This window comes from Escherichia sp. MOD1-EC6098 (assembly GCF_002965865.1).
GTDB lineage: Bacteria > Pseudomonadota > Gammaproteobacteria > Enterobacterales > Enterobacteriaceae > Escherichia > Escherichia marmotae.
The window spans coordinates 75068-101578 of record NZ_PTSN01000003.1; the positions used below are offsets into that span (position 1 = coordinate 75068).

Consider the following 26511-nt stretch of genomic DNA (forward strand, 5'->3'; position numbering starts at 1 on the left):
ATAAAGAATTAAAAAGAGGCTTTGGGTTTCAGACTGACTTTGATATCAGCCGGTGCCGCGTAATAAGGCGCGGAGGTAATAAACAGTCGGATGCCACAATCGAGGTAATTTTTGAGAGTTGTCAGATTAATTCCACCCGTCAGAGCCAGCGTGCAGTGAGGAGCCAGTGACGGTGCTTTTTGCGCAATTTCCGTTGCCTGCTGCGGACTAAATTTGTCGAGCTGAAGTACGTCTGGTTGCGCGCGTAACGCGGCAATTGCCTCTTCAGGCGTATCGGCTTCAACAACGATTTTCTTCTCCGGTGCGTGGCGACGTAACTGAGCGATTGCGCCCGACCAGTCCTGCTTGTCGGCAAGAAAATGACGGTGGTTGGCAAACAATAATATGGTCTCCGCACATCCGGCACGGTGAATCAATCCCCCTGCGGCCAGAATTGCCTGCGCTGCCAGTAAACGGGTGCCGGGGATCGCTTTTCGGGTGCAGGCAATATTGCCATCGGAATAACGTTCGCGAAGCAGCATCAACATTTGAGCGAGATAATCAGACACGCCGCAACTCCACTCCAGCACGTTCTGGACTGCTTTCCACCCCTGATGAAGTGCTGCGGCATTGCCATGTGCCCGGATTAGACGCTGACCCGGGGTTGCTAGTGAACCGTCGCTGACAGCATCATCGATGGTTAATCCCAGCGTGGTTAACATCTTGCAAGCCACCGCCACGCCACTGACGCAGCCGCCCTTGCGGTGAAAAAAATCAATAACACCAGGCTGTTCACCGATGCCTAATGCGCGTGTGGTCAGGTCACCGCCCTGGATATCCTCCAGAAGTAACGCATCGATTTGTGCCTGAGAAATGAAAATCATCGCAGTGCCTCCTGTGGCACGCTGTCCCACCAGATGAGTGCCCAGTCGCGGCTGGCAGGGGCGAGGGCGCGAGCATCCTGTTGTTGATACCAGCGATATAACCGTTCGCGTTCATCGTCGTTAAGCGTGCCGAGACTCCAACTGACGTTCTGCTCAAAACGTTCCCAGGTACTGTTATCCTGTTGGCAATTTTGCCCACGGATAAAATCAACGTGAGCATAAATTCCCATCTGATACAGCACGTTAAGTGCAAAGATATAGTTGGGTAATTCGATCACTTCCCGACCTGCCGCCCGCTGGATGGCAGGGGAGACGAACGAGGTACTGACAAGATGGGTGGTATAGACGCGTAACCGTGCCTGATTATTCAGTTTGGTCATCGCCTGGCGCATGTCAGCCACCAGCGTGGATCGGGAAGCCACGGCAATATCGCAGCGTGGCAGGTCACTCCAGTCCTCTTCCCAGGCGCGTTGGATCCAGTGGACATTGTCGGCCTTCATCGCGGCGGCGCGACGGGCGGCAACGTTCAGCATCCCCTGACTGTAATCAACGCCATAAACGGTAGTGACTTTATCAGCCAGTGCCAGTGACACAGTGCCCGGTCCACAGCCCATATCGAATAAGGAATTTGCGCCCTGCAGGTCAATTTTAGCGATCAGTTGTTGCAGATAGCTGTCCGTTGGCGAGGCGCAATTCTCGGCCATTTTTTCCGCCCGTTGATCCCAGTGATCTGGCGTTTTTTCTGTTCGGTGAGCCAGCTTTAATTGCTGAAGATAAAGGTCTGCAAAATCAATATCATCAATGAGCATGATTGTTCCTTAGCGTTTAATGGCAGAGAGGTGATGATGAATCTGGGCGGCGGAAACCCGATACAGGGCTGCCAGTTTGTCCATTGTCAGTTGTTCAGCCGGTAAGCCTTGTGTTACGCGTCCATCTGGCTCAACCCGGATAACGCTGTCGGCAATGGCGTTAGCATGTAGCGGATGATGGGGCGACATCAGCATCGTCATTCCGTTATTTTTTAGCTGCGCCAGGGTGTCCAGCAGTTGGATCTGATGACCAAAATCGAGGCTGGAGGCAGGTTCATCCAGTAACAACAAGCGTGGTTGCTGAAGCAGGGCGCGGGCGATTAATGCCATCTGGCGTTCACCGCCGCTAAGGGTATTCCAGCGCCTTGTCGCCAGATGCGAAATACCCAGCTTTTCCAGTTGCTCTGTGGCTTTCAGGCGTTCTTGCTTACCGGGGACGGAAAACGTCCCCATTATTGGAGTCAGTCCCATTAACACCATGTCCAGTACACTGAAAGCAAAAACACCGTCGTGCGCTTGCGGCACCCAGGCAATAGCTTGCGCGCGCTGGTGATGGCTAAGTTTCTGAACAGGTACGCCATCCAGCAAAATCTCGCCACCTGACAATGGAATCACGCCAAGAATGGTGCGCATCAGCGTAGTTTTACCGCAGCCATTGGCTCCCAGCAGGCAACAAATTGATCCCTGAGACAGGTTGAAGGAAACGTCGTGTAGCACCGGATGGCGGGAGTAACCCAGAGAAGCATGACGGACGGCAAGCAAAGTCACTGGCGACCTCCGCGTAACAACAACAGCAGAAAAAATGGTGCACCAACAAAAGCGGTCAGAATGCCGAGCGGGATTTCTGTTGTCCCAATGCTTCGCGCCAGTGTGTCGGTGAGCAGAAGCAGAATGGCACCTGTAGACATCGCCACAGGCAATAGTTGCTGATGGTTGTGACCAGTCAACAAGCGGGCAATATGTGGGACGACGAGGCCGATCCAACCAATAATTCCTGCTATTGCCACTGTGCTGGCGGTGATTAGCGTGGCGCAGATAATCAACCCTAACCTCAGGCGCGCAACATTCAGCCCCAGCGAGCTGGCTTCATCGTCGGAAAGTGTGAGTAAATTCATGCGCCAGCGGAGGAAAAACAGGGGCAGGGAGCCAATTAGAATGATCGGCGCAGCGTAGTAAAGATCGCGCAAGGTTACGGTGGACAGCCCTCCCAGCAACCAGAAGGTTATTGAAGGTAACTGGGTGTAGGGATCGGCCAGAGTTTTTATTAGCGAAATTCCGGCTCCGCATAGCGTACCCAGCGCAATACCGACCAGTACCAGAGTTAAGACCGGATCGTGGCGGGTAACCCGGCGTGTAATCAACCAGACACCCGCGACGACCAACAGTCCGCCGCAAAACGCGTACAGTTGGATGTAAACAATCGATAATCCCCACAGGATTGCCGCGCAGGCTCCGAGTCCGGCACCCGCGGAGACACCCAGAATATCTGGTGAAACTAAGGGATTACGGAACATACCCTGATAGGTGGTTCCCGCCCCCGCCAGCGCAGCGCCCAGTAACAGCGCAGCAAGAATGCGCGGTACGCGGATTTGCCAGAAGACAATGTGTTCCTGCACTGGGACATCTTCTTGACGAAGAATGAGCGCCAGCAACTGCTGCATATCGAGGTGATAAGCCCCACTTACGGCAGCAAAAGTGATGCTGATGGCTGCCAGCAGCAAAAGCAAAATAAACCCGTTCACTGTTCTCATTAGCTCGCCACCATTTTTTGATAGTCGGCGTCACTTAATGTGCAATGCCAGAACAGTTGGGCGTAACGCTGCATATCATCTTTAAACTGGCTGTTGACTACGGGATCGAGCCAGGCATGCAATCGGCGTAACCCCAAAAGGCGATTGATTCCTGGTGGGGCATCCAGCCAGCCAAAGGGCAAACCAGTTAAAAATAAGATGCGTCGTTCCGCGACAGCTTTTACCCCCTGCCAGAGCGTGTCGTTACGGATAAAGTCAGCAGTGACGGGATCCTGAACCAGAATAATATCCGGCTGCCAGCGCAGCAGGTTTTCCATGGATACTTGCGCCAGCCCATGACGATCGGCAATTTGTGCAACATTGTGCAGACCTAATAATTCTGCCGCCTCAGTATGCAACGAACCTTGTAAACCTGTTTCCAGCCCCCGGGCACCACGCGCGGCATAAAAGCGAATGTTGGCAGCGGGCGAGGCGGCGAACGCCTGAGCTTCACGAACGAAACGGTTGGCTAGACTGGCTTGTTCTGCGGCGCGGTTTTCTTCGCCTAACGTTTTGCCCAGCGTTGTTAACTGTTCTGCGGATTGCTCCAGTTTCCCGTTAAGCAATAACCAGGGGATTTGTGTCTGCTCGCTAACCTGCCGGGCCTGGGAGATCCAGGCGTCATCTGTATTGCCGCAATCAACGACCAGATCGGGCTGCAATGCCATCAGCCCTTCCATCGAGAGCGAACTGGCGCGCCCGGCAAGCCGCCCAAGTTTAGGTAAATGGCGAATCGCCGGGGGTAATGGAATAGCCGCTTCGCGGGCAAAGTCAAAGGAAGAAAAACCGACCAGTTTTTTCGGAGCGACAGCCAGCAAAAGCAGATCCGCAGGCGCACCAGCGCTGACTATGCGCGTAATCTTTTTTGCGTCGGGGAGCATCGGTGAGGCCCAGAATTTAACGGGTTGTGCAAAGGACGGCAAATGATACAGGAGCAGGGTGGATGCAAGAGCCTGCGTAAACATCCGTCTGGTTAGTGGCATGAGTAATATCCTGACAATCAAAACCGCTATATATTTACATATATATCGATAAAGATCATGTTTGATATCAAGATTTATTTAAAGAAACAGATTGGTCTGCTTATTTGCTAAACAGCATTTTGTTTAACAAGAAAAATTATCAGGGAGAATGGGAGACAGACAAAAATATAAATAGAATCGTAATGATTAATAAATTGATAATGCAAGATTTAACGCTTGCTCTGATATAAGGCGGCTAAGGTATAGAATGTATAATGAGCGATTTTTGATATTTCATGGAAAAAATGGGCAATGCCAATTTAATGTGCGGAATGACATTGCCCGATATACAGTAAATTTAAGGCGTAGGTTCCGCCTCTTTTTGTTTAACCGGCGGTGTTGTTGATTTACTGAGTGGGCGACTTGCCGGAACGTTGTCACACGGTTGCGCTTTCGGGCAGATCAAATCCAGCATTTTCAGCGTCACGCCGTTGGTCCAGCCAAAGCCATCCTGCAACGGATATTCGCCACCGCCGCCACCTGTTCCGGTGGTGCTGACATCATATTTTTCGACCAGCTTTTTCTCCCGGTCATAAGTGTGTTGAACATTGGTCAGGAAATTCCAGCTAATATCCATCGCCACCTCATTTTGCCCGTAGTTTTGCAATCCTTCGGTAGCAACCCATTGCAATGGTGCCCAGCCATTTGGCGCATCCCATTGCTGTCCACTTTTCACCGAGGTGGTGTTCAGTCCGCCAGGTTGCAGCAGATGCGTTCTGGTCGCCGTTGCCATTTTGCTGGCACGATCTTTCGCCGCAGCGTTGACATACAGCGGGAACAGGGCGGCGGCAGTTAACTGATTGCGTACTTTATGGCTCTTCAGATCGTAATCGGCATACCAGCCTTGCTGGTCGTTCCACAGGTATTTTTCGATCCCTTGCTGACGGGCATTGGCTAATGTTTCATATTGACTGGCCATCGCGTTATCCCCGGCGGCTTTACTGGCGCTGGCGAGAATTTTTTCCATTTTATACATCAGACTATTAAGATCGACCGGCACAATGCTGGTGGTGCGCAAGGTATTTAACTGCTGTGGATTATCCATCCAGCGCGAGCTGAAATCCCAGCCAGATGCGGCGGCGGAACGCAGGTCGCGATAGATTTCCGTAGCGGGGCGACCGGGATTGCTTTTGGCTGTGGCGATATCTTCCACCCACGATTCCGGACGCGGTGTATCGCGGTCGTCCCAGTAGCGGTTAAGGATAGTGCCATCCTTGAGCTTTACAACGCGTTTTTCCTGTTGCCCGGCTTGCAGGTTTTCAACGCCGTCCATCCAGTAAGCATATTCTTTTTGCAGTTGCGGCAGATACTGTTTCAACGCTGCATCGCCTTCATGTTGTGCCAGTAACTCCACCATCAGGGCAAAGAAGGGTGGTTGTGAACGGCTCAAATAATAGCTGCGATTACCGTTTGGAATATGTCCGTAAGTGTCTATTTCATAGCCAAAATTCGCCACCATATCCGCAACTTTATCCCAGTGACCGCTTTCAGCAAGCCCCAGCATAGTGAAGTAGCTGTCCCAGTAATATACTTCCCGGAAACGCCCCCCCGGCACGACATAGGGGTTCGGCAACGGCAGCAGAGAGTCCCATTTTTCGGTGCTTTCGGTTGTGCGGGTTAATACCGGCCAAAGCCCATCAATATGTTCACGTAGCGACTGTCCCTTTGGTGGGATGTGTTTCTCGCCTTCTTTTGGCAGGGAGAAATTGACTTTCACGAAGTGACGCAAATCAAACCCGCTCTGGTTCTGTTGCATCCGGTAATCAGCGAGGATCATCAGCGGATCGCTGTTTGGCACGGCGTCGGCAAAGGTTTTTTGATCCGGAAAAAGTTTGGCGTTTTGTACATCGTCAAACAACGGTCCCAACAAAATATCAGGCGATTGTGGTGTGACGGCAATTTCTTCCGCTTGTGCCGATAGCGCGGCAAAACACAAAAAAAGTGTGGTGGGAATTAACGCCATTCTTTGTGGATGACGAGGGACACGTGGTTTCATCAATCATTCTCCTTTGGCGATACCGAACAAAACGGTATTCAAGTATCAGAAAACCTTAGTTCAGGATCGCCGTAAGGACATGATTGAAATCTTATTCTGCGAACTGACAGACAAATCTGACGGAGAATCTAATTTAACTCTGATGCCTGAAGCGTTGTGCTTTTACATCCAGGGTTAATGTCTCTTCAGGTTGTAGCGCATACAGTTTCTCGCCCTGCTGACAAACCCAGCCAATGCCCAGTTCACGGGCAATTAAGGCGCTGTGGGATACCGGGCTTCCGGCGCTAAGACAGATGCCTTTAACGACAGTCGGGTCCAGTTGCAACATGGTGGAAGGGTAAATATTCTCCGCCAGTAAAATAGTCGGCGCGCTAAATTGCGGCAGTTCTTCTTTCGTCTGTGTCAGGTGGAGCAGGGTACGATGCAGAAGATCGTCTACATCAATATAGCGAGCTTGCAAATATTCATCATCAAGCTGCTGATATTGTTGGCTAAGTTCTTTAAGAACCTGCTGCCAGGCATATTCTGCTGTGCAGTGTTCATGCTGAAGGAGTTCGCTTGCCGCCGCCAGTAGCTCAGGATCGTCTAACAGAGTATGGTGGCCGGAAAAGATCGCGGCGATATCGTCGAGCCCGTTTGCCTCTGCCTTTGCCGATAAGGCCATCAAATCTAACAATGTGAAGTCAATCGCCTGGCGTAATCGTTCCTGTTCTTGTTCCGCTGTCAGAGTTGATTTCGCCTGCACTGTGCATAAAACCGGTTGATAATAGAAGGCTTTACCCGTGACAGGAGGGACTGGGCGCAGAGTCGGTGGCGCTATCTCTTCCGTTTCACCAAAGTTATCTTCAGCCAACTGGCGGAAAGCGGCCAGCGCCTCTTCAGCTTCAGGCCCTTTCACAATCAGGCGCAGAGTATCGTTATAGCGGACTTGTAACAGCGCAATCTGGTTAATACTTTCCGGCGTGACGCATTTACCGTTTTTCTCCAGCAACATGTCCGCATTAAATACCGATAAGGTATAGACCAGTCGGGAGGCCGGGCGCACGTGGAGGCCGTTACGGTTTTTAATCACCACCGCCAGAGAACGAGCCTCTTCATCGTGCGGAGGGCATATGTCAGAGATTTCACTGTCGGATGACGGTAAACCCAGTTGTTCGCGTTTGGCTTCCAGCGCATGCATTGCGTCATGGATAACCTGGTTGATATCCGCACCTGACGCCGCGCTGACCGTCGCAGCCAGCGTCCCTTCAACCAACGGTGCGGCGCACAACCGTACTTTTGCGGCGATCTCTGGCGCAAGCAATTCCAGTGCGGTTTCTGCACTCAATAACGCGCTCCCCATATCCATCATGACCAGCACATGGTCGGCATCGGCAACAGATTCGATGGCTTCCATCACTTTGACGGCATCGGTGCCGATGGGATTTTGTGGATCATCAATCCCCGCGGCAACGGCGATTTTACAACTATCGCTCATCAGCATCTGACGGGCTAATTCACCAACACCTTCTCCCAGTCGGGCGCTATGTGAAACTATGATCAGGTTTACCATCACCAATTCCTTACTCTTTCGCGGCTAAAGCCAGCATTTTCATCATAAACATCACGGAGGTCGCGCCAGGATCCTGATGACCGATACTGCGTTCACCGAGGTAACTGGCACGGCCTTTGCGGGCTTGCATCGTAATCGTGCTTTGTGCAGCGGATTCAGCGACGCTGCTGGCAGCGTCGAGCGCCGCCGGAACAGAGAGATTTTGCTCGCAGGACTGACGTAACGACTCAACCACCGGCACCCAGACATCGCACATGGTCTTATCGCCGGGCTCGGCTTTTCCCCGGCTGATTACGCCATCCGCACCATCGCGGAACATCTGATAAAGCTCTTCCAGCGTCAGGCTTTGTCGTGCCTGAGTTACCTGTGCGGCGCGAATAAAAAACGTACCGAACAGCGGACCACTGGCACCGCCGACGCTGGAAAGCAACGTCATACCGGTATTTTTGAGGATGAAACCAATATCCTTGTCCTCGATGGCGGGTAGTTTCTCCACCACTTTGCTAAAGCCACGATTCATATTCAGCCCGTGGTCAGCGTCACCAATTTCACGGTCAAGGCTGGTGAGATAATCGCTCTCTTTGCTGAAAATTTCTCCACAGCGAGTGAGCCAGTTAACAATCTGTGTTCTGCTCAGTGACATCATCATCTCCTTATTTACCCCAGTTGAGTGCCGGGGTATGGACCGGGGCGTCCCATAGTGCCAGCATTTCGTCATCAACTTTCAGTAAGGTGATAGAAAAGCCGGACATATCCAGTGAGGTGCAGTACGCGCCAATTAAATTACGCTCGATAGTCAAACCCGCTTGCTGACAACGCGTGGTCAGGCGGTTATAGACGCCGTATAGCTCAGAAAGCGGTGTGGCACCAAGATTGTTGACCAGTGCAATCACCCGATCGCCAGACTGTAGCGGCTGTTTGGTTTGCGTCTGTTCCAGCCAGTTTCCTTGTTGATAATCCCAGAAACGCAGCGTGCGATGATATGCGCCATTTTCCAGCAGGGTATCGAACATTTCATCGACGGTTTGATTAAGGGAAGAGAAGGGGCGACGGTCAATACCTGGTTCACCATGAATGCCAACGCCAAACTCCATCTCATTATCCGCCAACGTAAAAGACGGTTTGCCTGCGGCAGGAACGGTACAGGCACCGAGGGCGATACCAATTGAGTGACCCTGATTATTCAACTTACGCCCCAGTTCTGCACAGGCGTCCAGTGAGTCGCCACGTTCCGCCGCCGCACCCACCAGTTTTTCAATTAATACCGTGTTGGCAACGCCGCGCCGCCCGGCGGTGTAAAGACTGTCTTTCACCGCAACGTCGTCATCGACAACCACTGTGGTGACTTTTACGCCGCTGTCGTGCAGTAATTCTGTTGCTGTTTCGAAGTTAAGAATATCGCCGGTGTAATTTTTGATAATCAGCAGCACACCTTCGCCGCCATCAATTTGCATGGCGCATTCAAAGATTTTGTCTGGCGTCGGAGAGGTGAATATTTCGCCAGGACATGCCCCCGAGAGCATTCCCTGGCCGATATAACCGCAGTGCATCGGCTCGTGTCCGCTGCCGCCGCCCGACAGTAGAGCGACTTTTCCTGCAACGGGTGCATCAGCTCGGGTGACATACAGTGGGTCCTGATGCAGCGTCAGCGAAGGATGGGCTTTCGCCAGCCCTGCCAGTTGTTCGTTCAGTACGTCTTGCACATCATTGATCAATTTTTTCATTATTTTGCTCCAGCATTTACGGTAGGGCATGGATGATGTTCAACGATACGGCGACCACTGACTGCCGATGAATCCATTGTGCATCAGGCAAGGGAAAAGAAAATTAACCCAAATTGTGTTTCATAATGGAACATATGCTTTAATGAGTGTTTCATATTGAAACTTGTATGTGTCTTAATACTAAAAATTGCGAGCCGGAACACCTTTTGTCATAAGTGAGCGGAATATGAATGGCGGTTTTAACGACGATAGCCGGGGGCTTTCTCCCTTAATTGCAGCCTCCTGGGAGCGATGCTGTAAGCTGATGAAACGGGAGTTATGGAGCAAACCGCACCAGGCACAGGGCGTAACATTTGCTTCTATTTGTCGGCGTAAAAAGGCGATGCTGACGCTCGGGCAAGCGGCGCTGGAAGATGCCTGGGAATATATGGCACCCCGAGAGTGCGCCCTGTTTATCCTTGATGAAACGGCCTGCATTCTTAGCCGTTATGGTGATCCGCAGACGTTGCGCCAGCTCAGTCTGCTGGGATTCAGCGACGGTACATATTGTGCTGAAGGGATCATTGGCACTTGTGCATTATCGTTAGCGGCTATCTCCGGTCAGGCTGTGAAAACGAAGGCCGATCAACATTTTAAGCAGATGCTTTGGGATTGGGCATTTTGTGCAACGCCACTGTTTGACAGCAAAGGGCGATTGACGGGGACGATAGCCCTGGCGTGTCCGGCTGAACAATCAACGGCAGCCGATTTGCCGTTGACGCTGGCAATTGCTCGCGAGGTGGGGAATTTACTGCTGACGGACAGTTTGCTTGCTGAAACTAATCGGCATTTAAATCAGCTTAACGGCCTGTTAGAAAGTATGGACGATGGGGTGATTAGCTGGGACGAGCAGGGTAATTTGCAATTTATCAATGCTCAGGCGGCGCGTGTTTTGCGTCTGGACGCGACGGCAAGTCAGGGCAAGGCGATCACTGAACTGTTAACGTTACCCGCCGTTTTGCAACAGGCAATAAAACAGGCGCATCCGCTCAAACATGTGGAAGCGACCTTTGAAAGCCAGCATCAGTTTATTGATGCGGTCATTACCCTTAAACCGATAATAGAAACGCAGGGAACCAGCTTTATTCTGTTGCTGCATCCGGTGGAACAGATGCGGCAATTGATGACCAGTCAATTAGGCAAAGTTAGTCATACATTTGCCCATATGCCGCAGGACGATCCGCAAACCCGCCGCTTGATTCATTTTGGCCGTCAGGCGGCGCGCAGCAGTTTTCCTGTTCTACTTTGTGGGGAAGAGGGCGTTGGTAAAGCCCTGTTAAGTCAGGCAATTCATAATGAAAGCGAGCGGGCAGCAGGGCCTTATATCGCCGTCAATTGCGAGTTATACGGTGATGCGACGCTGGCGGACGAGCTTATTGGCAGCGATCGCCCGGAGAACGAAAATGGTCGCCTGAGTCGGCTGGAACTGGCGCACGGCGGCACGTTGTTTCTTGAAAAAATTGAATATCTGGCAGTGGAGTTACAGTCTGCTTTATTACAGGTGATCAAGCAGGGGGTTATCACGCGGCTGGATGCGCGGCGTTTAATACCGATTGATGTCAAAGTCATTGCTACAACGACCGCGGATCTGGCAATGCTGGTGGAACAAAATCGCTTTAGCCGGCAACTTTATTACGCGCTGCATGCGTTTGAAATTACTATCCCGCCGCTGCGTATGCGGCGCGGCAGTATTCCGGCGTTGGTGAATAACAAGCTGCGCAATCTCGAAAAACGTTTCTCAACCCGCCTGAAAATTGATGACGATGCGCTTGCCCGCCTGGTTTCTTGTGCATGGCCCGGCAATGATTTTGAACTGTACAGCGTCATCGAGAACCTTGCCCTGAGCAGCGATAACGGGCGAATTCGCATCAGTGATTTGCCTGAACATCTGTTTACCGAACAGGCGACAGATGATGTCAGCGCCACACGTCTTTCAACCAGTCTGTCATTTGCGGAAGTCGAAAAAGAGGCAATTATTAATGCAGCTCAGGTTACGGGCGGACGTATTCAGGAAATGTCTGCATTACTGGGGATTGGTCGCACTACGCTGTGGCGAAAAATGAAGCAACATGGCATTGATGCGAGTCAGTTCAAACGCCGTGGATAGTGGGAGAGTATGTACTCTCCCGTCTATGACTTACTAATTAATAGCGACTATGACCAGGGCTGCCATGATTTGGCCCACCATTTGAGGGGGGCATTGGCTTACCGGAGGCCGCAGGGCCACGAGGGCCATCGCTGTGGCGGTGATGATGGTGAGGAACACAAGCACTTAACAGGCTGGCGAAGACAATTGCTAACAGGCTGAAGGTAAATGTTTTTTTCATGACAAACTCTTGAACGGTTAATGCACTGTGATTGTTATCACATAAAAGCCATATTGTTAATATTGCCAGGAGTCTGATTATGAATTTCGGTAACTCAGAATTGGAAGCAGCAGCGTAGCAGGTAAAAAAAAGCCATTATGTGCAACTCACATAATGGCTCATTATTAACCGCTCGGGTATTACGCGGAATTAGACGTTGAACAGGAAGTTCATCACATCGCCATCTTTAACGATGTAATCTTTACCTTCTGCACGCATTTTGCCCGCTTCTTTCGCGCCTTGTTCACCTTTGTAAGTGATGAAATCTTCAAACGAGATGGTTTGTGCACGGATAAAGCCTTTTTCAAAATCGGTGTGGATTTTGCCAGCAGCCTGCGGAGCCGTTGCACCAACTGGAATGGTCCATGCGCGCACTTCTTTCACCCCAGCGGTGAAGTAAGTTTGCAGATTCAGCAGTTTATAACCAGCACGGATCACACGGTTCAGACCCGGCTCTTCCAGTCCCAGTTCCTGCATAAACTCGTCACGTTCTTCGTCGTCCAGTTCGGCAATGTCTGCTTCAACAGCAGCACAAACCGGAACCACGATAGAGCCTTCTTTCGCCGCAATCTCACGCACCTGGTCAAGATACGGGTTGTTTTCAAAACCGTCTTCGTTGACGTTGGCGATGTACATCGTCGGTTTCAGAGTCAGGAAGCTCAGGTAACGAATAGCCGCTTTCTCTTCTGCGCTTAAATCCAGCGCGCGCAGCATACCTGCGTTTTCTAGCTGTGGCAGACATTTTTCCAGAACCGCCAGTTCGGCTTTCGCGTCTTTATCGCCACCTTTGGCCTTCTTCTGTACGCGATGAATTGCACGTTCACAGGTGTCGAGATCCGCCAGTGCCAGTTCGGTATTGATAACTTCAATATCGTCCGCCGGGTTAACTTTGCCGGAAACGTGGATGATATTGTCATTTTCAAAGCAACGAACAACGTGGCCGATCGCTTCGGTTTCACGGATGTTGGTCAGGAACTGGTTACCCAGACCTTCACCTTTCGACGCGCCTTTTACCAGACCGGCGATATCGACAAATTCCATGGTGGTGGGAAGCGTGCGCTGCGGTTTTACGATTTCAGCCAGTTGATCCAGGCGTGGATCGGGCATTGGTACGACGCCGGTGTTCGGCTCGATGGTGCAGAATGGAAAGTTGGCCGCTTCAATACCGGCTTTGGTCAGCGCGTTGAACAGGGTAGATTTCCCGACGTTGGGCAAACCGACGATACCGCATTTGAATCCCATGATTTAAATCACCTTAATATCTTAATAATCAACCTGTTATCGTAAACAGATTGTAGAAATGGAAATAACTTTGCCTATTATACACGGCACTCGGCAAAAATGCCGCAGACAACGACTTATTGCGCTTTAAAGGCGTGCAATCGGTTCGTTGCTTTGGTCAGGCCATCTGTAAACCACATTTCAGTACAACGTGCCGCTTCGTCGATGGCGTCATCAATTAACTTCTGTTCACTAACAGGTGGTTTGCCTAACACAAAGCCGACAACTTTGTTTTTATCGCCCGGATGACCAATTCCGATGCGTAAACGGTGAAAGTTAGGGTTATTACCTAATTTACTGATGATGTCTTTCAGTCCATTGTGACCACCGTGGCCACCGCCCAATTTAAATTTGGCGACGCCAGGAGGCAGATCCAGTTCGTCGTGGGCGACCAGAATTTCATCCGGGTTAATGCGGAAAAAACTGGCCATCGCTGCGACTGCTTTGCCGCTGAGATTCATAAATGTAGTCGGGACTAACAGGCGGACATCTTCTCCTCCGAGAGTCACTCGTGAGGTATAACCGAAGAATTTAGCTTCTTCCCGTAGAGGGGCGCGTAAACGCTCCGCCAGTAAGTCAACGAACCAGGCACCAGCATTATGTCGCGTTGCTGCATATTCAGCGCCGGGGTTCGCCAGGCCGACAATCAATTTAATCGTCACGTTTTTTTGTCCTGAGTGAGTACATAACTGGCGCGTAGTTTACTGGTTGCGGCCCCGCTTGACAAAAAACAGCGCCTTATATGCTGACAACACAATAATTGCCTCTACAGACTATTAGAAAGTCAGGGTGTTCAGATGGTTATTTGTAAAGTTTTGTTGAAATAAAGGGGGTAATTGTGATCACACCCGCACATAAGCCACAGGGTGTTGTCTATACTTTACACATAAGGATGAGGGGTATTCCCTGTTACAACCCAGAAAGTTCCGGAGGTGACATATGAAACGCAAAAACGCTTCGTTACTCGGTAACGTGCTCATGGGGTTGGGTCTGGTGGTGATGGTGGTTGGCGTGGGGTATTCAATCCTCAACCAGTTACCACAGTTTAATATGCCCCAGTATTTCGCACATGGTGCAGTGCTGAGTATTTTCGTCGGTGCCATTCTCTGGCTGGCGGGTGCCCGTGTTGGTGGGCATGAACAGGTGTGCGACCGTTACTGGTGGGTTCGCCACTATGACAAACGTTGCCGCCGTAGCGATAATCGTCGTCATAGCTAATGTATAATGCAGTTTACTGACCAGTCAGTTTGCGCTGACTGGTCAGTTTAATGCCTTTCTTACAGATCAGCCATCGCTGCGCTGCGATTCGGGAAGAACGCCAGGCGTCCCGGAATCGGTTGAATACCGGATCGAGCCATTGTGCGCAGAGGCTGAAATTCCACGTTACACACGCGCAGTTCACACCCTTCAGGCAGTCGCTTCACAAAACGCTGGAACGCATCAAGACCACCGGCATCAAGCACCGGAACGGCATCCCACTTCAGAATAACAATTCGTTTTCCTTCCAGACGTGATTCCAGTTCAGTGAACAGACCTTCAGCCGCAGCGAAAAACAGCGGGCCGATAACACGCAGAACCAGTACATCGTCAGGCACGTCTACTGCTACCGGAGCCAGGCGAGTCATACGGGCGATACGGCGCATAAACAGCAGCGATGCCAGCACGATCCCTACGCTGATGGCAATAACCATATCAAACAGCACGGTCAGTGACATGCACAGCAGCATGACGATGATGTCATCCTTCGGCGCATGACGCAGCAAATCGACTACTTTATGCGCTTCACTCATGTTCCACGCCACCATCAGCAGCAGGGCAGCCATGGCGGAAAGCGGCAGCCAGGAAAGCAGCGGTGCCAGTACCAGCAGGGCAAGAATAACCAGAATAGAGTGAATTACCGCCGAGATGGGGGAAGTCGCCCCGGCACGGACGTTAGCGGCAGAACGCGCGATCGCGGCTGTAGCGGTAATACCGCCAAAGAATGGGGCAATGATATTCCCCAGCCCCTGGCCGACCAGCTCACTATTCGCTTTGTGTTTCGTCCCGGTCATACCATCCAGTACCACAGCGCAGAGCAGAGATTCAATCGCCCCGAGCATTGCCATTGAGAATGCTGCAGGCAGAAGAGTGCGAATGGAGTCCCAGCTTAGCGTGAATTCTGAATTGGGCAGATCCCACGGTAGCACCAACTGCGGCAGCAGTTGCGGGATACCGTTACCTTGGGAGCCATCGGCCAGAACGTAGTGGAATTGCGAGCCGATGGTAGCAACATGCCCGCCGAGCAGGTTAACAATTCCCATCACCGCACAACCGGCCAGCAATGCTGGAAGGTGACCAGGTAAACGGATGCCCAGGCGCGGCCAGAAAATCAGGATCCCAAGCGTAACAATACCAATTGCGGCATCACCCACGTTAATCGTCGGCAGCGCCATAAATAATGCGCCAACTTTTTGCAGATAATGTTCCGGGACATGAGCCATTTGCAGACCGAGAAAATCTTTAATCTGCATCGTACCGATGGTGATCCCGATACCCGAGGTGAAGCCTAAGGTAACGGAAACCGGAATATACTCAATCAGGCGGCCAAAGCGTGCCAGCCCCATCAGGATCAAAAAGATCCCAGACAACAATGTCGCAACCAGCAGGCCTGCCAGTCCAAACTGTTGCGAAACAGGATAGAGAATTACCACAAATGCCGCAGTCGGACCGGAGACGCTAAAGCGCGACCCACCCGTCAGAGCAATGACAATCCCTGCAACAGCAGCGGTGTATAAACCGTACTGTGGAGCTACGCCACTGCCAATTGCTAACGCCATCGCCAGCGGAATAGCAATAATCCCGACGGTAATCCCGGCAATCAGGTCACGGGTAAACCGTGCGGCAGTGTATTTTTCTTTCCAGCAAGCGTCGATCAGAGCGCGGAAAGGCATCACATGTGAGGAGAATATTTTGTTCACAATAATGTTTCATCCGTGAGCGCATCATCTGTCAACTAAATGGCAGGTGAAGGAGGCATAGGTCATACAAATGGATATTACAGACAAAAAAACCCGCCGCAGCGGGTCTTTGAGCCGGGTTCGATTAATGTTCGAACATAGCAGAGATCGATTCTTCGTTGCTGATACGACGAATCGCTTCGGCCAGCATACCTGACAGGGTCAGAGTACGCACGTTCGGCAGTAATTTGATTTCATCGCTCAGCGGAATAGTATCGCAGACAACGACTTCATCAATTACAGAGTTACGCAGGTTGTTCGCCGCGTTGCCAGAGAAGATCGGGTGAGTCGCATACGCAAATACACGTTTAGCACCACGTTCTTTCAGCGCTTCAGCAGCTTTACACAGCGTACCGCCAGTGTCGATCATGTCATCGACCAGTACGCAGTCACGACCTGCAACGTCACCGATGATATGCATCACCTGGGAAACGTTCGCACGCGGACGACGTTTATCGATGATTGCCATATCGGTATCGTTCAACAGCTTAGCGATAGCGCGGGCACGCACAACGCCGCCGATGTCCGGAGAAACCACAATCGGGTTATCCAGATTCAGCTGCAGCATGTCTTCCAGCAGGATCGGGCTACCAAATACGTTATCAACCGGAACGTCGAAGAAACCCTGAATCTGTTCAGCGTGCAGATCCACTGTCAGCACACGGTCAACACCGACGCTGGAGAGGAAGTCTGCAACCACTTTCGCAGTGATTGGTACACGAGCGGAACGGACGCGACGGTCCTGGCGCGCATAGCCAAAGTAGGGGATAACAGCGGTGATACGACCTGCGGAAGCACGACGCAGGGCATCAACCATAACGACTAATTCCATCAGGTTGTCGTTAGTAGGGGCACAAGTGGACTGGATGATGAAAATATCACCACCGCGTACATTTTCGTTGATTTGTACGCTGACTTCGCCGTCGCTAAAGCGACCTACAGCGGCGTCGCCGAGTGAAGTGTACAGGCGGTTGGCAATACGTTGTGCTAGTTCCGGGGTGGCGTTACCAGCAAAAAGCTTCATATCAGGCACGAGAAGAACCTCAGGCATGCGTCCATTGGTGGAAAGAATCTGCCGAAAACTGTGCGGGCCAGGCAATATTCTTTCCAGGCGGTGTATTAAAGAGCGCGATGCAACGTCTGGAACAAGGTGACGTTGTCACCGAAACTCAGCTTGCCCGGCTTAAAGCATGGCTCTGTGCAATGGGGAAAGGTTGACGCCTTTCGCCACAAAGCCATTGAGCCATTCCGGGGCTTGCTCTAGCACCTGGCGGGCTTCAGACTCTGTATCAAATTCAGCAAAGACACAGGCCCCTGTCCCAGTCAGGCGCGACGGGGCGTATTCTAACAGCCAGGAAAGCACCGCATCAACCTCGCGAAAACGTTTTCTTGCGATAACCTCGCAATCATTGCTAAATTCACATTTTAGCAACGTTTCTATTGACCTTTTCGGCGTGTTGCGCGGGAGTTCGGGATCTTTAAAAATTACCGGTGTCGGAATACTCACACCAGGGTGTGCTACCAGATACCATTTTTCTGGCGGATCCACCGGTGTTAATATTTCGCCAACGCCTTCGGCAAAAGCAGCATGACCACGCACAAAGACAGGCACATCAGCGCCCAGCGTCAGCCCCATTTTCGCCAGCTCCTCGATGCTGAGTCCACATTGCCAGAGATGATTTAACGCCACCAGAACAGTCGCGGCATTGGATGAACCGCCGCCCAGACCGCCGCCCATCGGCAAACGCTTGTCAATACTGATATCTGCACCGCTTCCCGCCGGAAGACGCCCGCTGGCGGCTGCTGTTTTCATCAGCAAGCGTGCCGCGCGAACAATCAGGTTATCTTCGTTTTCCACGCCTTCAACGGGCGTTAACAGGCGAATTTCCCCATCGTCACGAAGTTCAATGTTGATGGTGTCGCCGTAATCAAGAAACTGAAACAGCGTTTGCAACGTGTGGTAGCCGTCCGCACGCTGACCGGTAATGTATAAAAACAGATTAAGTTTTGCCGGAGAAGGCCACTGAGTCCGCATTATTTCACTATCCAGTTATCCATTTTTAACTTGATGCGCTGACCGCCGTCGGTGAGCTCCATATTGGCAGGCATCGCTGGTTGCGTTTTAGTGTCATAACCACCGTATACCACTTTCCAGTTTTTGCCGTTCTGGCTGTAGGTGATTTCACTCAGGCGATATTGATCGTCCAGTTTGTAGTCGGTCGCGTCTCCCGGCAAACCTAAAATCCACTGACGCAGACTATTGAGCGGTATTGGCATCCCGGTCAATTTGCCTATCATCTCTTCGGCATCATCAGCGGTGTAGCGCTGGCCTTTGTTATCCACTAACTGCACGTTACCTGGTTGCGCATTCAGCTCCAGCTCGGTGCTGCCCAATGGGTTAGTCAGCAGCAGACGGTAACGATCCTGACCGGTTTGCTGCCAGAAAAAGCGGGCGTAGACTTTCTGTTGATCGGAAATATAAGCAAACGCACCGCGAGTCTGATACTGATTAAGATTACGAACGTCTTGCTGATGCTGACGCCACTGTGGCGAATCCGGGCTTTTGCCTGGACCTTTGGGCGTGGTAACGGAACAGGCAGTGAGCACGAGGGCTGCCAGCGGTAGCAGGCGGATAAGACGAAAATCGGGCAGGGGCATAATGATGACAAGTCCTTGAGATACGTTGCAGTTATAACCCTTAATGCTAGCGTTACCGTCCGCTATCGTCTATGTTCAAGTTGTCTTAATTGCCAGAATCTAACGGGTTTCGGCAATTACTCCAAAAGGGGGCGCTCTCTTTTATTGATCCCGCGCATCCTGTATGATGCGAGCAGACTAACCATATCAACGTTGGTATTATTTCCCGCAGACATGACCCTTTTAGCACTCGGTATCAACCATAAAACGGCACCTGTATCGCTGCGAGAACGTGTATCGTTTTCGCCGGATAAGCTCGATCAGGCGCTGGACAGCCTGCTCGCGCAGCCGATGGTGCAGGGCGGCGTGGTGCTGTCGACGTGTAACCGCACAGAACTTTATCTTAGCGTTGAAGAACAGGATAACCTGCAAGAGGCGCTTATTCGCTGGTTGTGCGATTACCATAATCTTAATGAAGAAGATCTGCGTAATAGCCTCTACTGGCATCAGGATAACGATGCGGTTAGCCACTTAATGCGTGTCGCCAGTGGTCTGGATTCACTGGTTCTGGGCGAGCCGCAAATTCTCGGCCAGGTGAAAAAAGCGTTTGCCGATTCGCAAAAAGGCCATATGAAGGCGAGCGAACTGGAGCGCATGTTCCAGAAATCTTTTTCTGTAGCGAAACGCGTTCGTACCGAAACAGATATTGGTGCCAGTGCCGTGTCTGTCGCTTTTGCGGCTTGTACACTGGCGCGACAGATCTTTGAATCACTCTCTACGGTGACGGTATTACTGGTGGGGGCGGGCGAAACTATTGAGCTGGTGGCACGTCATCTGCGCGAACATAAAGTGCAGAAGATGATTATCGCCAACCGTACTCGCGAACGAGCACAAATTTTGGCAGATGAAGTTGGCGCGGAAGTGATTGCATTGAGCGACATCGATGAACGTCTGCGTGAAGCCGATATCATCATTAGTTCTACCGCCAGCCCATTGCCGATCATCGGTAAAGGCATGGTGGAGCGTGCATTAAAAAGCCGTCGCAATCAACCGATGCTGCTGGTGGATATTGCCGTTCCGCGCGATGTCGAGCCGGAAGTCGGCAAACTGGCGAACGCCTACCTTTACAGCGTTGATGATCTGCAAAGCATCATTTCGCACAATCTGGCACAGCGTAAAGCTGCCGCCGTGGAGGCGGAAACCATCGTCGCTCAGGAAGCCAGCGAATTTATGGCGTGGCTGCGTGCACAAAGCGCCAGTGAAACCATTCGCGATTATCGCAGTCAGGCAGAGCAGGTTCGCGATGAGTTAACCGCCAAAGCGTTAGCGGCTCTTGAACAAGGCGGCGACGCGCAAGCCATTATGCAGGATCTGGCATGGAAACTGACTAACCGCCTGATCCATGCGCCAACGAAATCACTCCAACAGGCCGCCCGTGACGGGGATAACGAACGCCTGAATATTCTGCGCGACAGCCTCGGGCTGGAGTAGCAGTACATCATTTTCTTTTTTTACAGGGTGCATTTACGCCTATGAAGCCTTCTATCGTTGCCAAACTGGAAGCCCTGCATGAACGCCATGAAGAAGTTCAGGCATTGCTGGGTGATGCGCAAACCATCGCTGACCAGGATCGTTTTCGCGCATTATCTCGTGAATATGCGCAGTTAAGTGATGTTTCGCGCTGTTTCACCGACTGGCAACAAGTGCAGGAAGATATCGAAACCGCACAGATGATGCTCGACGATCCAGAAATGCGTGAGATGGCGCAGGATGAACTGCGCGAAGCGAAAGAGAAAAGCGAGCAACTGGAACAACAACTTCAGGTTCTTTTGCTGCCAAAAGATCCTGATGACGAACGCAACGCCTTCCTCGAAGTGCGCGCCGGAACCGGCGGCGATGAAGCCGCGTTGTTTGCTGGCGATCTGTTCCGCATGTACAGCCGCTACGCGGAAACCCGTCGCTGGCGTGTGGAAATCATGAGCGCCAGTGAGGGTGAACATGGTGGTTATAAAGAGATCATTGCTAAAATCAGCGGCGATGGTGTGTATGGTCGGTTGAAATTTGAATCCGGTGGTCATCGCGTGCAGCGTGTCCCTGCTACGGAATCGCAGGGGCGGATCCATACTTCTGCTTGTACCGTTGCTGTAATGCCGGAACTGCCAGAAGCGGAACTGCCAGATATCAACCCGGCGGATTTGCGCATTGATACTTTCCGCTCTTCAGGAGCGGGAGGTCAGCACGTTAACACCACCGATTCGGCAATCCGTATTACCCACTTGCCGACCGGCATCGTTGTTGAATGTCAGGATGAACGTTCACAGCATAAAAACAAAGCGAAGGCGCTTTCAGTGCTCGGTGCTCGCATCCATGCGGCGGAAATGGCAAAACGCCAGCAGGCGGAAGCCTCGACCCGCCGTAACCTGCTGGGGAGTGGCGATCGCAGCGACCGTAACCGTACCTATAACTTCCCACAGGGGCGCGTCACCGATCACCGTATCAACCTGACGCTCTACCGTCTGGATGAAGTGATGGAAGGTAAGCTGGATATGCTGATTGAACCGATTATTCAGGAACATCAGGCTGACCAACTTGCGGCGTTGTCCGAGCAAGAATAATGGAATATCAACAATGGTTGCGCGAAGCAATAAACCAACTTCAGGCGAGTGAAAGCCCGCGGCGCGATGCTGAAATTTTGTTGGAACATGTTACCGGCAAGGGACGCACTTACATTCTCGCCTTTGGTGAAACGCACCTGACTGACGAGCAACGAGAGCAACTCGACGCGCTGCTGGAGCGTCGTCGCGCCGGTGAACCCGTTGCTCATTTAACCGGTGTGCGTGAATTCTGGTCGTTGCCGTTGTTTGTTTCGCCAGCGACTTTGATTCCTCGTCCGGACACCGAATGTCTGGTAGAACAGGCGCTGACACGCTTGCCTGAACGGCCTTGTCGCATTCTCGATCTTGGTACTGGCACCGGGGCGATAGCCCTGGCATTGGCCAGTGAACGCCCGGATTGTGATGTTACGGCGGTTGACCGAATGCCTGATGCAGTTGCCCTTGCAAAGCGCAATGCACAGCATCTGGCGATTAAAAATATCCATATCCTGCAAAGCGATTGGTTTAGTGCACTTGACGAGCAGCAGTTTGCGATGATTGTTAGCAATCCACCGTATATCGACGAGCAGGATCCACATCTTCAACAAGGCGATGTCCGCTTTGAGCCGTTGTCGGCGCTGGTTGCGGCAGACAGCGGTATGGCTGATATCGTTCACATCATCGAACAGTCGCGTAATGCACTCGCATCCGGCGGATTTCTGCTTCTGGAACATGGCTGGCAGCAGGGCGAAGTGGTGCGGCAGGCATTTATGCAGGCGGGTTATCGTGATGTCGAAACCTGTCGTGACTACGGTGATAACGAGCGCGTGACGCTTGGTCGCTATTATCGATGACAAGTTTCAACACGCTGCTTTGCGTTCATCTCATCAGTATCGTGCTTTCTGTCGGCTTTTTAGCCCTGCGTTTTTGGTTACGCTACCAGGAGCATTCACTGGCATTTGCTCGCTGGACGCGAGTATTGCCGCCAGTTATTGATACAGTGTTATTGTTCAGCGGCGTTGCGCTGATGGCTAAAGCGCACATCCTGCCATTTTCCGGGCAGGCACAATGGCTGACTGAAAAGCTGTTTGGAGTTATCATTTATATCGTTTTGGGTTTTATTGCTCTCGATTACCGTCGGGTGCACAGTCAGCAGGTGCGCATTATTACCTTCCCGCTGGCGCTGGTGGTGCTGTACATCATCATTAAACTCGCCACCACAAAAGTACCGTTACTGGGGTAAGTCATGAGATCGTTAGCTGATTTCGAATTTAATAAAGCGCCGCTGTGCGAAGGCATGATCCTGGCTTGCGAAGCAATCCGCCGCGATTTTCCCTCGCAAGATGTATACGACGAACTGGAGCGTCTCGTTAGTCTGGCGAAGGAAGAAATTAACCAGCTTCTACCTTTAGAAGAGCAGTTGGAAAAATTGATCGCGCTGTTTTACGGCGAATGGGGGTTTAAAGCCTCACGCGGTGTTTATCGCCTCTCCGATGCTTTATGGCTTGACCATGTGTTGAAGAACAGGCAGGGCAGTGCGGTATCGTTAGGTGCCATTTTGTTGTGGGTCGCTAATCGTCTCGATTTGCCGCTACTGCCGGTGATTTTCCCGACGCAGCTTATTTTGCGCATTGAATGTTCGGATGGCGAAATTTGGCTGATTAACCCTTTTAACGGTGAATCGTTAAGCGAACATATGCTGGATATATGGTTAAAGGGAAATATCAGCCCATCTGCGGAACTGTTTTATGAAGACCTGGATGAAGCAGATAACATTGAGGTTATCCGCAAGCTGTTGGATACGCTGAAAGCATCACTGATGGAAGAAAACCAGATGGAACTTGCATTACGCACCAGCGAAGCCTTATTACAGTTCAACCCGGAAGATCCGTATGAAATTCGCGATCGCGGGTTGATTTATGCGCAACTGGATTGCGAACACGTTGCGTTGAATGATTTAAGTTATTTCGTTGAACAGTGTCCGGAAGACCCGATCAGCGAAATGATCCGTGCGCAAATTAATAACATCGCGCATAAACATATTGTGCTGCATTAATTAATCGACATTTTACTTAAGATTAAGGCGATCCTATGAAACAAAAAGTGGTTAGCATTGGCGACATCAACGTAGCAAATGACCTGCCGTTCGTGCTGTTTGGCGGTATGAACGTGCTGGAATCCCGCGATCTGGCGATGCGCATTTGCGAGCACTACGTAACCGTGACCCAGAAATTGGGTATCCCTTACGTGTTCAAAGCCTCTTTTGACAAAGCCAACCGCTCCTCCATCCACTCTTATCGTGGGCCGGGCCTGGAAGAAGGGATGAAAATCTTCCAGGAGCTGAAGCAAACTTTTGGCGTAAAAATTATCACCGACGTTCACGAGCCAAGCCAGGCACAGCCTGTTGCTGATGTTGTGGATGTGATTCAGCTACCGGCGTTTCTTGCTCGCCAGACCGATCTGGTGGAAGCCATGGCGAAAACTGGTGCGGTAATTAACGTCAAGAAACCACAGTTTGTCAGCCCAGGCCAGATGGGTAACATCGTTGATAAATTCAAAGAAGGCGGCAACGAAAAAGTTATTCTTTGCGATCGTGGCGCTAACTTCGGTTATGACAACCTGGTTGTCGATATGCTGGGCTTCAGCGTAATGAAGAAAGTGTCTGGCAACTCGCCGGTAATTTTCGACGTTACCCACGCACTGCAATGCCGCGATCCGTTTGGTGCAGCTTCCGGTGGTCGTCGTGCCCAGGTGGCCGAACTGGCACGTGCCGGTATGGCAGTAGGTCTGGCTGGTTTGTTTATTGAAGCGCATCCGGATCCGGAACATGCGAAATGCGATGGTCCATCCGCGCTGCCGCTGGCGAAACTGGAACCATTCCTCAAGCAGATGAAAGCAATTGATGAGCTGGTTAAAGGTTTCGAAGAACTCGATACCAGCAAGTAATCTTTTTGCTTAAAAACAAAAGCCTTAGCGTTTTGGCTGCACCCCAAAAGTTGGACACCCAACTGATTAAGGTGCAGTTTTTTATGGGCAAAGGATACAAAAAAGGCCGCAGGTTGTTACTCCTGCGGCCGGTTTCGGGCGCATATTGCCATCACGGCAGCCTGACACCCGTCTTCACCTTATTTCCGGTTACGCCACCAGCCGACAATCGCTGCGGTGATAATTCCCGCAAGGATCGGTGCTGCCAGGTCGTGCCAGAAAGTTATGGCAAACTGCGCGAGCGTCATATAGCCGCCTTTTTGTTGTAATGACAACGTTTTGCGGCTATTCTTGAAGTGTCTGGTTTCAAGATTAGCCCCCGTTCTGTTGTCAGGTTTGACCTCTCAACGTGCGGGGGTTTTCTCTTTCCAGCAACCAATGCCGCCAGGGATAAAGCCCCCACAACATTGCGCCTCACCGGATAACTCCGGCTTGGCGTGGATACTACACTTCAAGTTTTCTTTACTTCACCCCTGAAACGTTCGTAATGAAGAGTACATTCCGGATTTTCACCAACTGTTGCAGTGATTTCGTGCAAGCGGTGGCACAGGCTCGCAATTCTGATTAATGAATTACTCAGGAAGGTCAAAAGAGATGAAACACGGAGGGATTTTTCTTATCTCCCCCGATCTCTGTCATCAGGGGAGATATCAATGTCAGGCAAATATCGTCATCAAATAGGCGGCAAACAGAGCCAGATGCGCTGCGCCGTTGAGGACGTTAGTACGCCCGGTGGAGAATGAGATATGACACAGTACTAAAGAGGCCACCATCACCACCATCTCCGGTGCACCAAGAGCAAACTGCAATTCGTTGCCCGTCAGAAAGGCGATCAGCGTCACGACAGGTACGGTCAGCGAAATTGTCGCTAATACCGAACCAAAGAACAGATTCATCGCACGCTGGACCTGGTTGTTTAATACGGCTTTTAACGCCCCTAAACCTTCCGGCGAAAGAATCAACAGTGCCACCAGGAAACCGGTAAAGGCCACCGGGGCATTCATGCTGGTGAGGAGCGTTTCCAGTGGGCTGGCGTTCATTTTGGTGACTGCAATCACCGCTATCAGATGGATAATCAACCAGACAGCATGCCACAGACTGCTATGGGCAGACGGTTTGCCGTGGTGCGGATCGTCATCATCGCTGTCATCCTCGTGCTCATAGACAAACAGACTCTGGTGCGTTTTGGTCTGAATCAGCAAAAATACGCCGTACATTGCCGCGGAAATTAATGCCACCAGTAACGCCTGACCGGTTGAGAAATTCGCCGCAGGCAGAGCCATCGGGAATACCAGCACAATAATTGCCAGCGGAAACAGGGCGATCAAATACTGTTTAATACCAAACAGATTCATATATTGGGTGGCAAATTTGCGTCCGCCCAACAGTAATGAAAAACCAACCAGCCCACCGGTAACAATCATAATGATTGAATAGAGCGTATCTCGCATTAACGTCGGCGCGGCATCGCCGGTCGCCATTAAGGCTGAGATCAGACTGACTTCAAGAATAACCACTGAAAGGCTAAGAATAAGAGAACCATAAGGTTCACCCAGGCGATGCGCTAATACGTCAGCATGACGGACAACACTAAAGGCACTGCTTAAAATACCAATAAGCGCAAGAAGGTTGATGGCAATGACCACTGGTAGTGTCTGAGCGCTTCCCCACAGGAACAGCACCACCAGCGCCAGAATCGGGAAAATAAGCGAGGTCTCCTTGTGGCGGGTTTTTACCGCCTCGTGAGCATTTGTCATTATGGTTATCCCTTTGCAGATGAATTTGTCGGAAATGTAATAAATCGGTGGAAAAAATAACAGAAAGTGTCTGGATATCGGTAACATTTTACGAAATTTT

Annotated in this window: 26 protein-coding genes; 8 read left to right on the forward strand and 18 right to left on the reverse strand. The window is 51.3% G+C overall.

Translation table 11 applies throughout. From position 1 onward, the window contains the following. Nucleotides 1-8 precede the first annotated feature (8 nt). From modD to dhaK, 9 genes are all read right to left on the reverse strand, one after another. Nucleotides 9-863: a ModD protein gene (gene modD / locus C0K55_RS04935; protein ID WP_105265978.1), complete on the reverse strand. Its 855-nt coding sequence runs from the start codon at nt 861-863 to the stop codon at nt 9-11. Beyond that, nucleotides 860-1672 (reverse strand): class I SAM-dependent methyltransferase, encoded by an 813-nt coding sequence (locus tag C0K55_RS04940; RefSeq protein ID WP_000903986.1) that lies wholly within the window; start codon nt 1670-1672, stop codon nt 860-862. Before C0K55_RS04940 ends, modD begins: the two co-directional genes overlap by 4 nt. A 9-nt stretch (nt 1673-1681) precedes the next feature. Further along, complete coding sequence (locus C0K55_RS04945) at nt 1682-2440, reverse strand: ABC transporter ATP-binding protein (RefSeq protein WP_105265979.1); 759 nt, start codon at nt 2438-2440, stop codon at nt 1682-1684. Continuing rightward, a complete protein-coding gene (locus tag C0K55_RS04950; RefSeq protein ID WP_001261268.1) occupies nt 2437-3423 on the reverse strand; it encodes a FecCD family ABC transporter permease in 987 nt (328 codons plus the stop codon). Before C0K55_RS04950 ends, C0K55_RS04945 begins: the two co-directional genes overlap by 4 nt. Then, nucleotides 3423-4445, reverse strand: a complete 1023-nt coding sequence (locus C0K55_RS04955; protein ID WP_105265980.1) for an iron ABC transporter substrate-binding protein — start codon at nt 4443-4445, stop codon at nt 3423-3425. The genes C0K55_RS04950 and C0K55_RS04955 overlap by 1 nt, the downstream gene beginning before the upstream one ends. A 337-nt stretch (nt 4446-4782) precedes the next feature. Next, on the reverse strand, nt 4783-6480 hold the full coding sequence (locus tag C0K55_RS04960) for an alpha,alpha-trehalase (RefSeq protein WP_105265981.1): 1698 nt from the start codon (nt 6478-6480) through the stop codon (nt 4783-4785). Nucleotides 6481-6613: 133 nt separating this feature from the next. Next, entirely contained in the window at nt 6614-8032 is a 1419-nt protein-coding gene (dhaM, locus tag C0K55_RS04965; protein WP_105265982.1) for a dihydroxyacetone kinase phosphoryl donor subunit DhaM, read from the reverse strand. 10 nt (nt 8033-8042) lie between these two features. Then, nucleotides 8043-8675: a dihydroxyacetone kinase subunit DhaL gene (gene dhaL / locus C0K55_RS04970; protein ID WP_001516534.1), complete on the reverse strand. Its 633-nt coding sequence runs from the start codon at nt 8673-8675 to the stop codon at nt 8043-8045. 10 nt (nt 8676-8685) lie between these two features. After that, nucleotides 8686-9756, reverse strand: a complete 1071-nt coding sequence (dhaK, locus tag C0K55_RS04975) for a dihydroxyacetone kinase subunit DhaK (protein ID WP_000733746.1) — start codon at nt 9754-9756, stop codon at nt 8686-8688. Nucleotides 9757-9982: 226 nt separating this feature from the next. Between dhaK and dhaR the strand changes: the two genes are divergently transcribed. Next, complete coding sequence (gene dhaR, locus C0K55_RS04980) at nt 9983-11902, forward strand: dihydroxyacetone kinase operon transcriptional regulator DhaR (protein WP_105265983.1); 1920 nt, start codon at nt 9983-9985, stop codon at nt 11900-11902. 37 nt (nt 11903-11939) lie between these two features. Here the strand turns inward: dhaR and C0K55_RS04985 are convergent, their stop codons facing one another. The 3 genes from C0K55_RS04985 to pth form a co-directional block, all read right to left on the reverse strand. Then, nucleotides 11940-12122: a hypothetical protein gene (locus C0K55_RS04985; RefSeq protein WP_016248797.1), complete on the reverse strand. Its 183-nt coding sequence runs from the start codon at nt 12120-12122 to the stop codon at nt 11940-11942. A 189-nt stretch (nt 12123-12311) separates the two neighbouring features. After that, on the reverse strand, nt 12312-13403 hold the full coding sequence (gene ychF, locus C0K55_RS04990; protein ID WP_064528709.1) for a redox-regulated ATPase YchF: 1092 nt from the start codon (nt 13401-13403) through the stop codon (nt 12312-12314). 116 nt (nt 13404-13519) lie between these two features. Then, nucleotides 13520-14104, reverse strand: coding sequence for an aminoacyl-tRNA hydrolase (pth, locus tag C0K55_RS04995; protein ID WP_000152932.1), 585 nt, complete (start codon nt 14102-14104; stop codon nt 13520-13522). Nucleotides 14105-14381: 277 nt separating this feature from the next. Here pth and ychH point away from each other — a divergent pair, with 277 nt between their 5' ends. Then, the gene (gene ychH, locus C0K55_RS05000; protein ID WP_000823885.1) at nt 14382-14660 is read left to right on the forward strand and encodes a stress-induced protein YchH; all 279 of its coding nucleotides are present in this window, start codon (nt 14382-14384) and stop codon (nt 14658-14660) included. A gap of 59 nt (nt 14661-14719) precedes the next feature. Here the strand turns inward: ychH and dauA are convergent, their stop codons facing one another. From dauA to lolB, 4 genes are all read right to left on the reverse strand, one after another. Then, nucleotides 14720-16399, reverse strand: coding sequence for a C4-dicarboxylic acid transporter DauA (gene dauA / locus C0K55_RS05005; RefSeq protein WP_001033338.1), 1680 nt, complete (start codon nt 16397-16399; stop codon nt 14720-14722). A gap of 124 nt (nt 16400-16523) precedes the next feature. Further along, nucleotides 16524-17471: a ribose-phosphate diphosphokinase gene (prs, locus tag C0K55_RS05015; protein ID WP_001516529.1), complete on the reverse strand. Its 948-nt coding sequence runs from the start codon at nt 17469-17471 to the stop codon at nt 16524-16526. Between the two features lie 150 nt (nt 17472-17621). Beyond that, nucleotides 17622-18473: a 4-(cytidine 5'-diphospho)-2-C-methyl-D-erythritol kinase gene (gene ispE, locus C0K55_RS05025; RefSeq protein ID WP_001516528.1), complete on the reverse strand. Its 852-nt coding sequence runs from the start codon at nt 18471-18473 to the stop codon at nt 17622-17624. After that, on the reverse strand, nt 18473-19096 hold the full coding sequence (gene lolB, locus C0K55_RS05030) for a lipoprotein insertase outer membrane protein LolB (RefSeq protein WP_001130692.1): 624 nt from the start codon (nt 19094-19096) through the stop codon (nt 18473-18475). Before lolB ends, ispE begins: the two co-directional genes overlap by 1 nt. A gap of 213 nt (nt 19097-19309) precedes the next feature. On the opposite strand from lolB, the gene hemA reads away from it, so the two are divergent. The 6 genes from hemA to kdsA are packed head-to-tail and all read left to right on the forward strand — an operon-like array spanning nt 19310 to nt 24615. Continuing rightward, nucleotides 19310-20566 (forward strand): glutamyl-tRNA reductase, encoded by a 1257-nt coding sequence (gene hemA, locus C0K55_RS05035; protein WP_001516527.1) that lies wholly within the window; start codon nt 19310-19312, stop codon nt 20564-20566. 41 nt (nt 20567-20607) lie between these two features. Then, nucleotides 20608-21690 (forward strand): peptide chain release factor 1, encoded by a 1083-nt coding sequence (gene prfA, locus C0K55_RS05040; RefSeq protein ID WP_000804714.1) that lies wholly within the window; start codon nt 20608-20610, stop codon nt 21688-21690. Then, complete coding sequence (gene prmC, locus C0K55_RS05045) at nt 21690-22523, forward strand: peptide chain release factor N(5)-glutamine methyltransferase (RefSeq protein WP_061090499.1); 834 nt, start codon at nt 21690-21692, stop codon at nt 22521-22523. The genes prfA and prmC overlap by 1 nt, the downstream gene beginning before the upstream one ends. Continuing rightward, nucleotides 22520-22912 (forward strand): invasion regulator SirB2, encoded by a 393-nt coding sequence (sirB2, locus tag C0K55_RS05050; protein ID WP_000200357.1) that lies wholly within the window; start codon nt 22520-22522, stop codon nt 22910-22912. The genes prmC and sirB2 overlap by 4 nt, the downstream gene beginning before the upstream one ends. A gap of 3 nt (nt 22913-22915) precedes the next feature. Continuing rightward, nucleotides 22916-23725, forward strand: coding sequence for an invasion regulator SirB1 (gene sirB1 / locus C0K55_RS05055; protein WP_001257034.1), 810 nt, complete (start codon nt 22916-22918; stop codon nt 23723-23725). A gap of 35 nt (nt 23726-23760) precedes the next feature. Continuing rightward, nucleotides 23761-24615 carry a 3-deoxy-8-phosphooctulonate synthase gene (gene kdsA, locus C0K55_RS05060; RefSeq protein WP_000811071.1) on the forward strand — a complete coding sequence of 285 codons (855 nt, stop codon included), beginning with the start codon at nt 23761-23763 and terminating at the stop codon, nt 24613-24615. Nucleotides 24616-24794: 179 nt separating this feature from the next. On the opposite strand, the gene C0K55_RS05065 is transcribed toward kdsA, so the two are convergent. After that, entirely contained in the window at nt 24795-24902 is a 108-nt protein-coding gene (locus C0K55_RS05065; RefSeq protein WP_032141347.1) for a type I toxin-antitoxin system toxin Ldr family protein, read from the reverse strand. A gap of 408 nt (nt 24903-25310) precedes the next feature. Next, nucleotides 25311-26411, reverse strand: coding sequence for a sodium-potassium/proton antiporter ChaA (chaA, locus tag C0K55_RS05070; protein ID WP_105265984.1), 1101 nt, complete (start codon nt 26409-26411; stop codon nt 25311-25313). Nucleotides 26412-26511: the final 100 nt, after the last annotated feature.

Bases quoted from the DNA above. Each gene is read 5' to 3' on its own strand.
- modD (WP_105265978.1), bottom strand. From the start codon at position 863: ATGATTTTCATTTCTCAGGCACAAATCGATGCGTTACTTCTGGAGGAT.
- C0K55_RS04940 (WP_000903986.1), bottom strand. From the start codon at position 1,672: ATGCTCATTGATGATATTGATTTTGCAGACCTTTATCTTCAGCAATTA.
- C0K55_RS04950 (WP_001261268.1), bottom strand. From the start codon at position 3,423: ATGAGAACAGTGAACGGGTTTATTTTGCTTTTGCTGCTGGCAGCCATC.
- C0K55_RS04955 (WP_105265980.1), bottom strand. From the start codon at position 4,445: ATGCCACTAACCAGACGGATGTTTACGCAGGCTCTTGCATCCACCCTG.
- C0K55_RS04960 (WP_105265981.1), bottom strand. From the start codon at position 6,480: ATGAAACCACGTGTCCCTCGTCATCCACAAAGAATGGCGTTAATTCCC.
- dhaM (WP_105265982.1), bottom strand. From the start codon at position 8,032: ATGGTAAACCTGATCATAGTTTCACATAGCGCCCGACTGGGAGAAGGT.
- dhaL (WP_001516534.1), bottom strand. From the start codon at position 8,675: ATGTCACTGAGCAGAACACAGATTGTTAACTGGCTCACTCGCTGTGGA.
- dhaK (WP_000733746.1), bottom strand. From the start codon at position 9,756: ATGAAAAAATTGATCAATGATGTGCAAGACGTACTGAACGAACAACTG.
- dhaR (WP_105265983.1), top strand. From the start codon at position 9,983: ATGAATGGCGGTTTTAACGACGATAGCCGGGGGCTTTCTCCCTTAATT.
- C0K55_RS04985 (WP_016248797.1), bottom strand. From the start codon at position 12,122: ATGAAAAAAACATTTACCTTCAGCCTGTTAGCAATTGTCTTCGCCAGC.
- ychF (WP_064528709.1), bottom strand. From the start codon at position 13,403: ATGGGATTCAAATGCGGTATCGTCGGTTTGCCCAACGTCGGGAAATCT.
- ychH (WP_000823885.1), top strand. From the start codon at position 14,382: ATGAAACGCAAAAACGCTTCGTTACTCGGTAACGTGCTCATGGGGTTG.
- ispE (WP_001516528.1), bottom strand. From the start codon at position 18,473: ATGCGGACTCAGTGGCCTTCTCCGGCAAAACTTAATCTGTTTTTATAC.
- lolB (WP_001130692.1), bottom strand. From the start codon at position 19,096: ATGCCCCTGCCCGATTTTCGTCTTATCCGCCTGCTACCGCTGGCAGCC.
- hemA (WP_001516527.1), top strand. From the start codon at position 19,310: ATGACCCTTTTAGCACTCGGTATCAACCATAAAACGGCACCTGTATCG.
- prfA (WP_000804714.1), top strand. From the start codon at position 20,608: ATGAAGCCTTCTATCGTTGCCAAACTGGAAGCCCTGCATGAACGCCAT.
- prmC (WP_061090499.1), top strand. From the start codon at position 21,690: ATGGAATATCAACAATGGTTGCGCGAAGCAATAAACCAACTTCAGGCG.
- sirB2 (WP_000200357.1), top strand. From the start codon at position 22,520: ATGACAAGTTTCAACACGCTGCTTTGCGTTCATCTCATCAGTATCGTG.
- sirB1 (WP_001257034.1), top strand. From the start codon at position 22,916: ATGAGATCGTTAGCTGATTTCGAATTTAATAAAGCGCCGCTGTGCGAA.
- kdsA (WP_000811071.1), top strand. From the start codon at position 23,761: ATGAAACAAAAAGTGGTTAGCATTGGCGACATCAACGTAGCAAATGAC.
- C0K55_RS05065 (WP_032141347.1), bottom strand. From the start codon at position 24,902: ATGACGCTCGCGCAGTTTGCCATAACTTTCTGGCACGACCTGGCAGCA.
- chaA (WP_105265984.1), bottom strand. From the start codon at position 26,411: ATGACAAATGCTCACGAGGCGGTAAAAACCCGCCACAAGGAGACCTCG.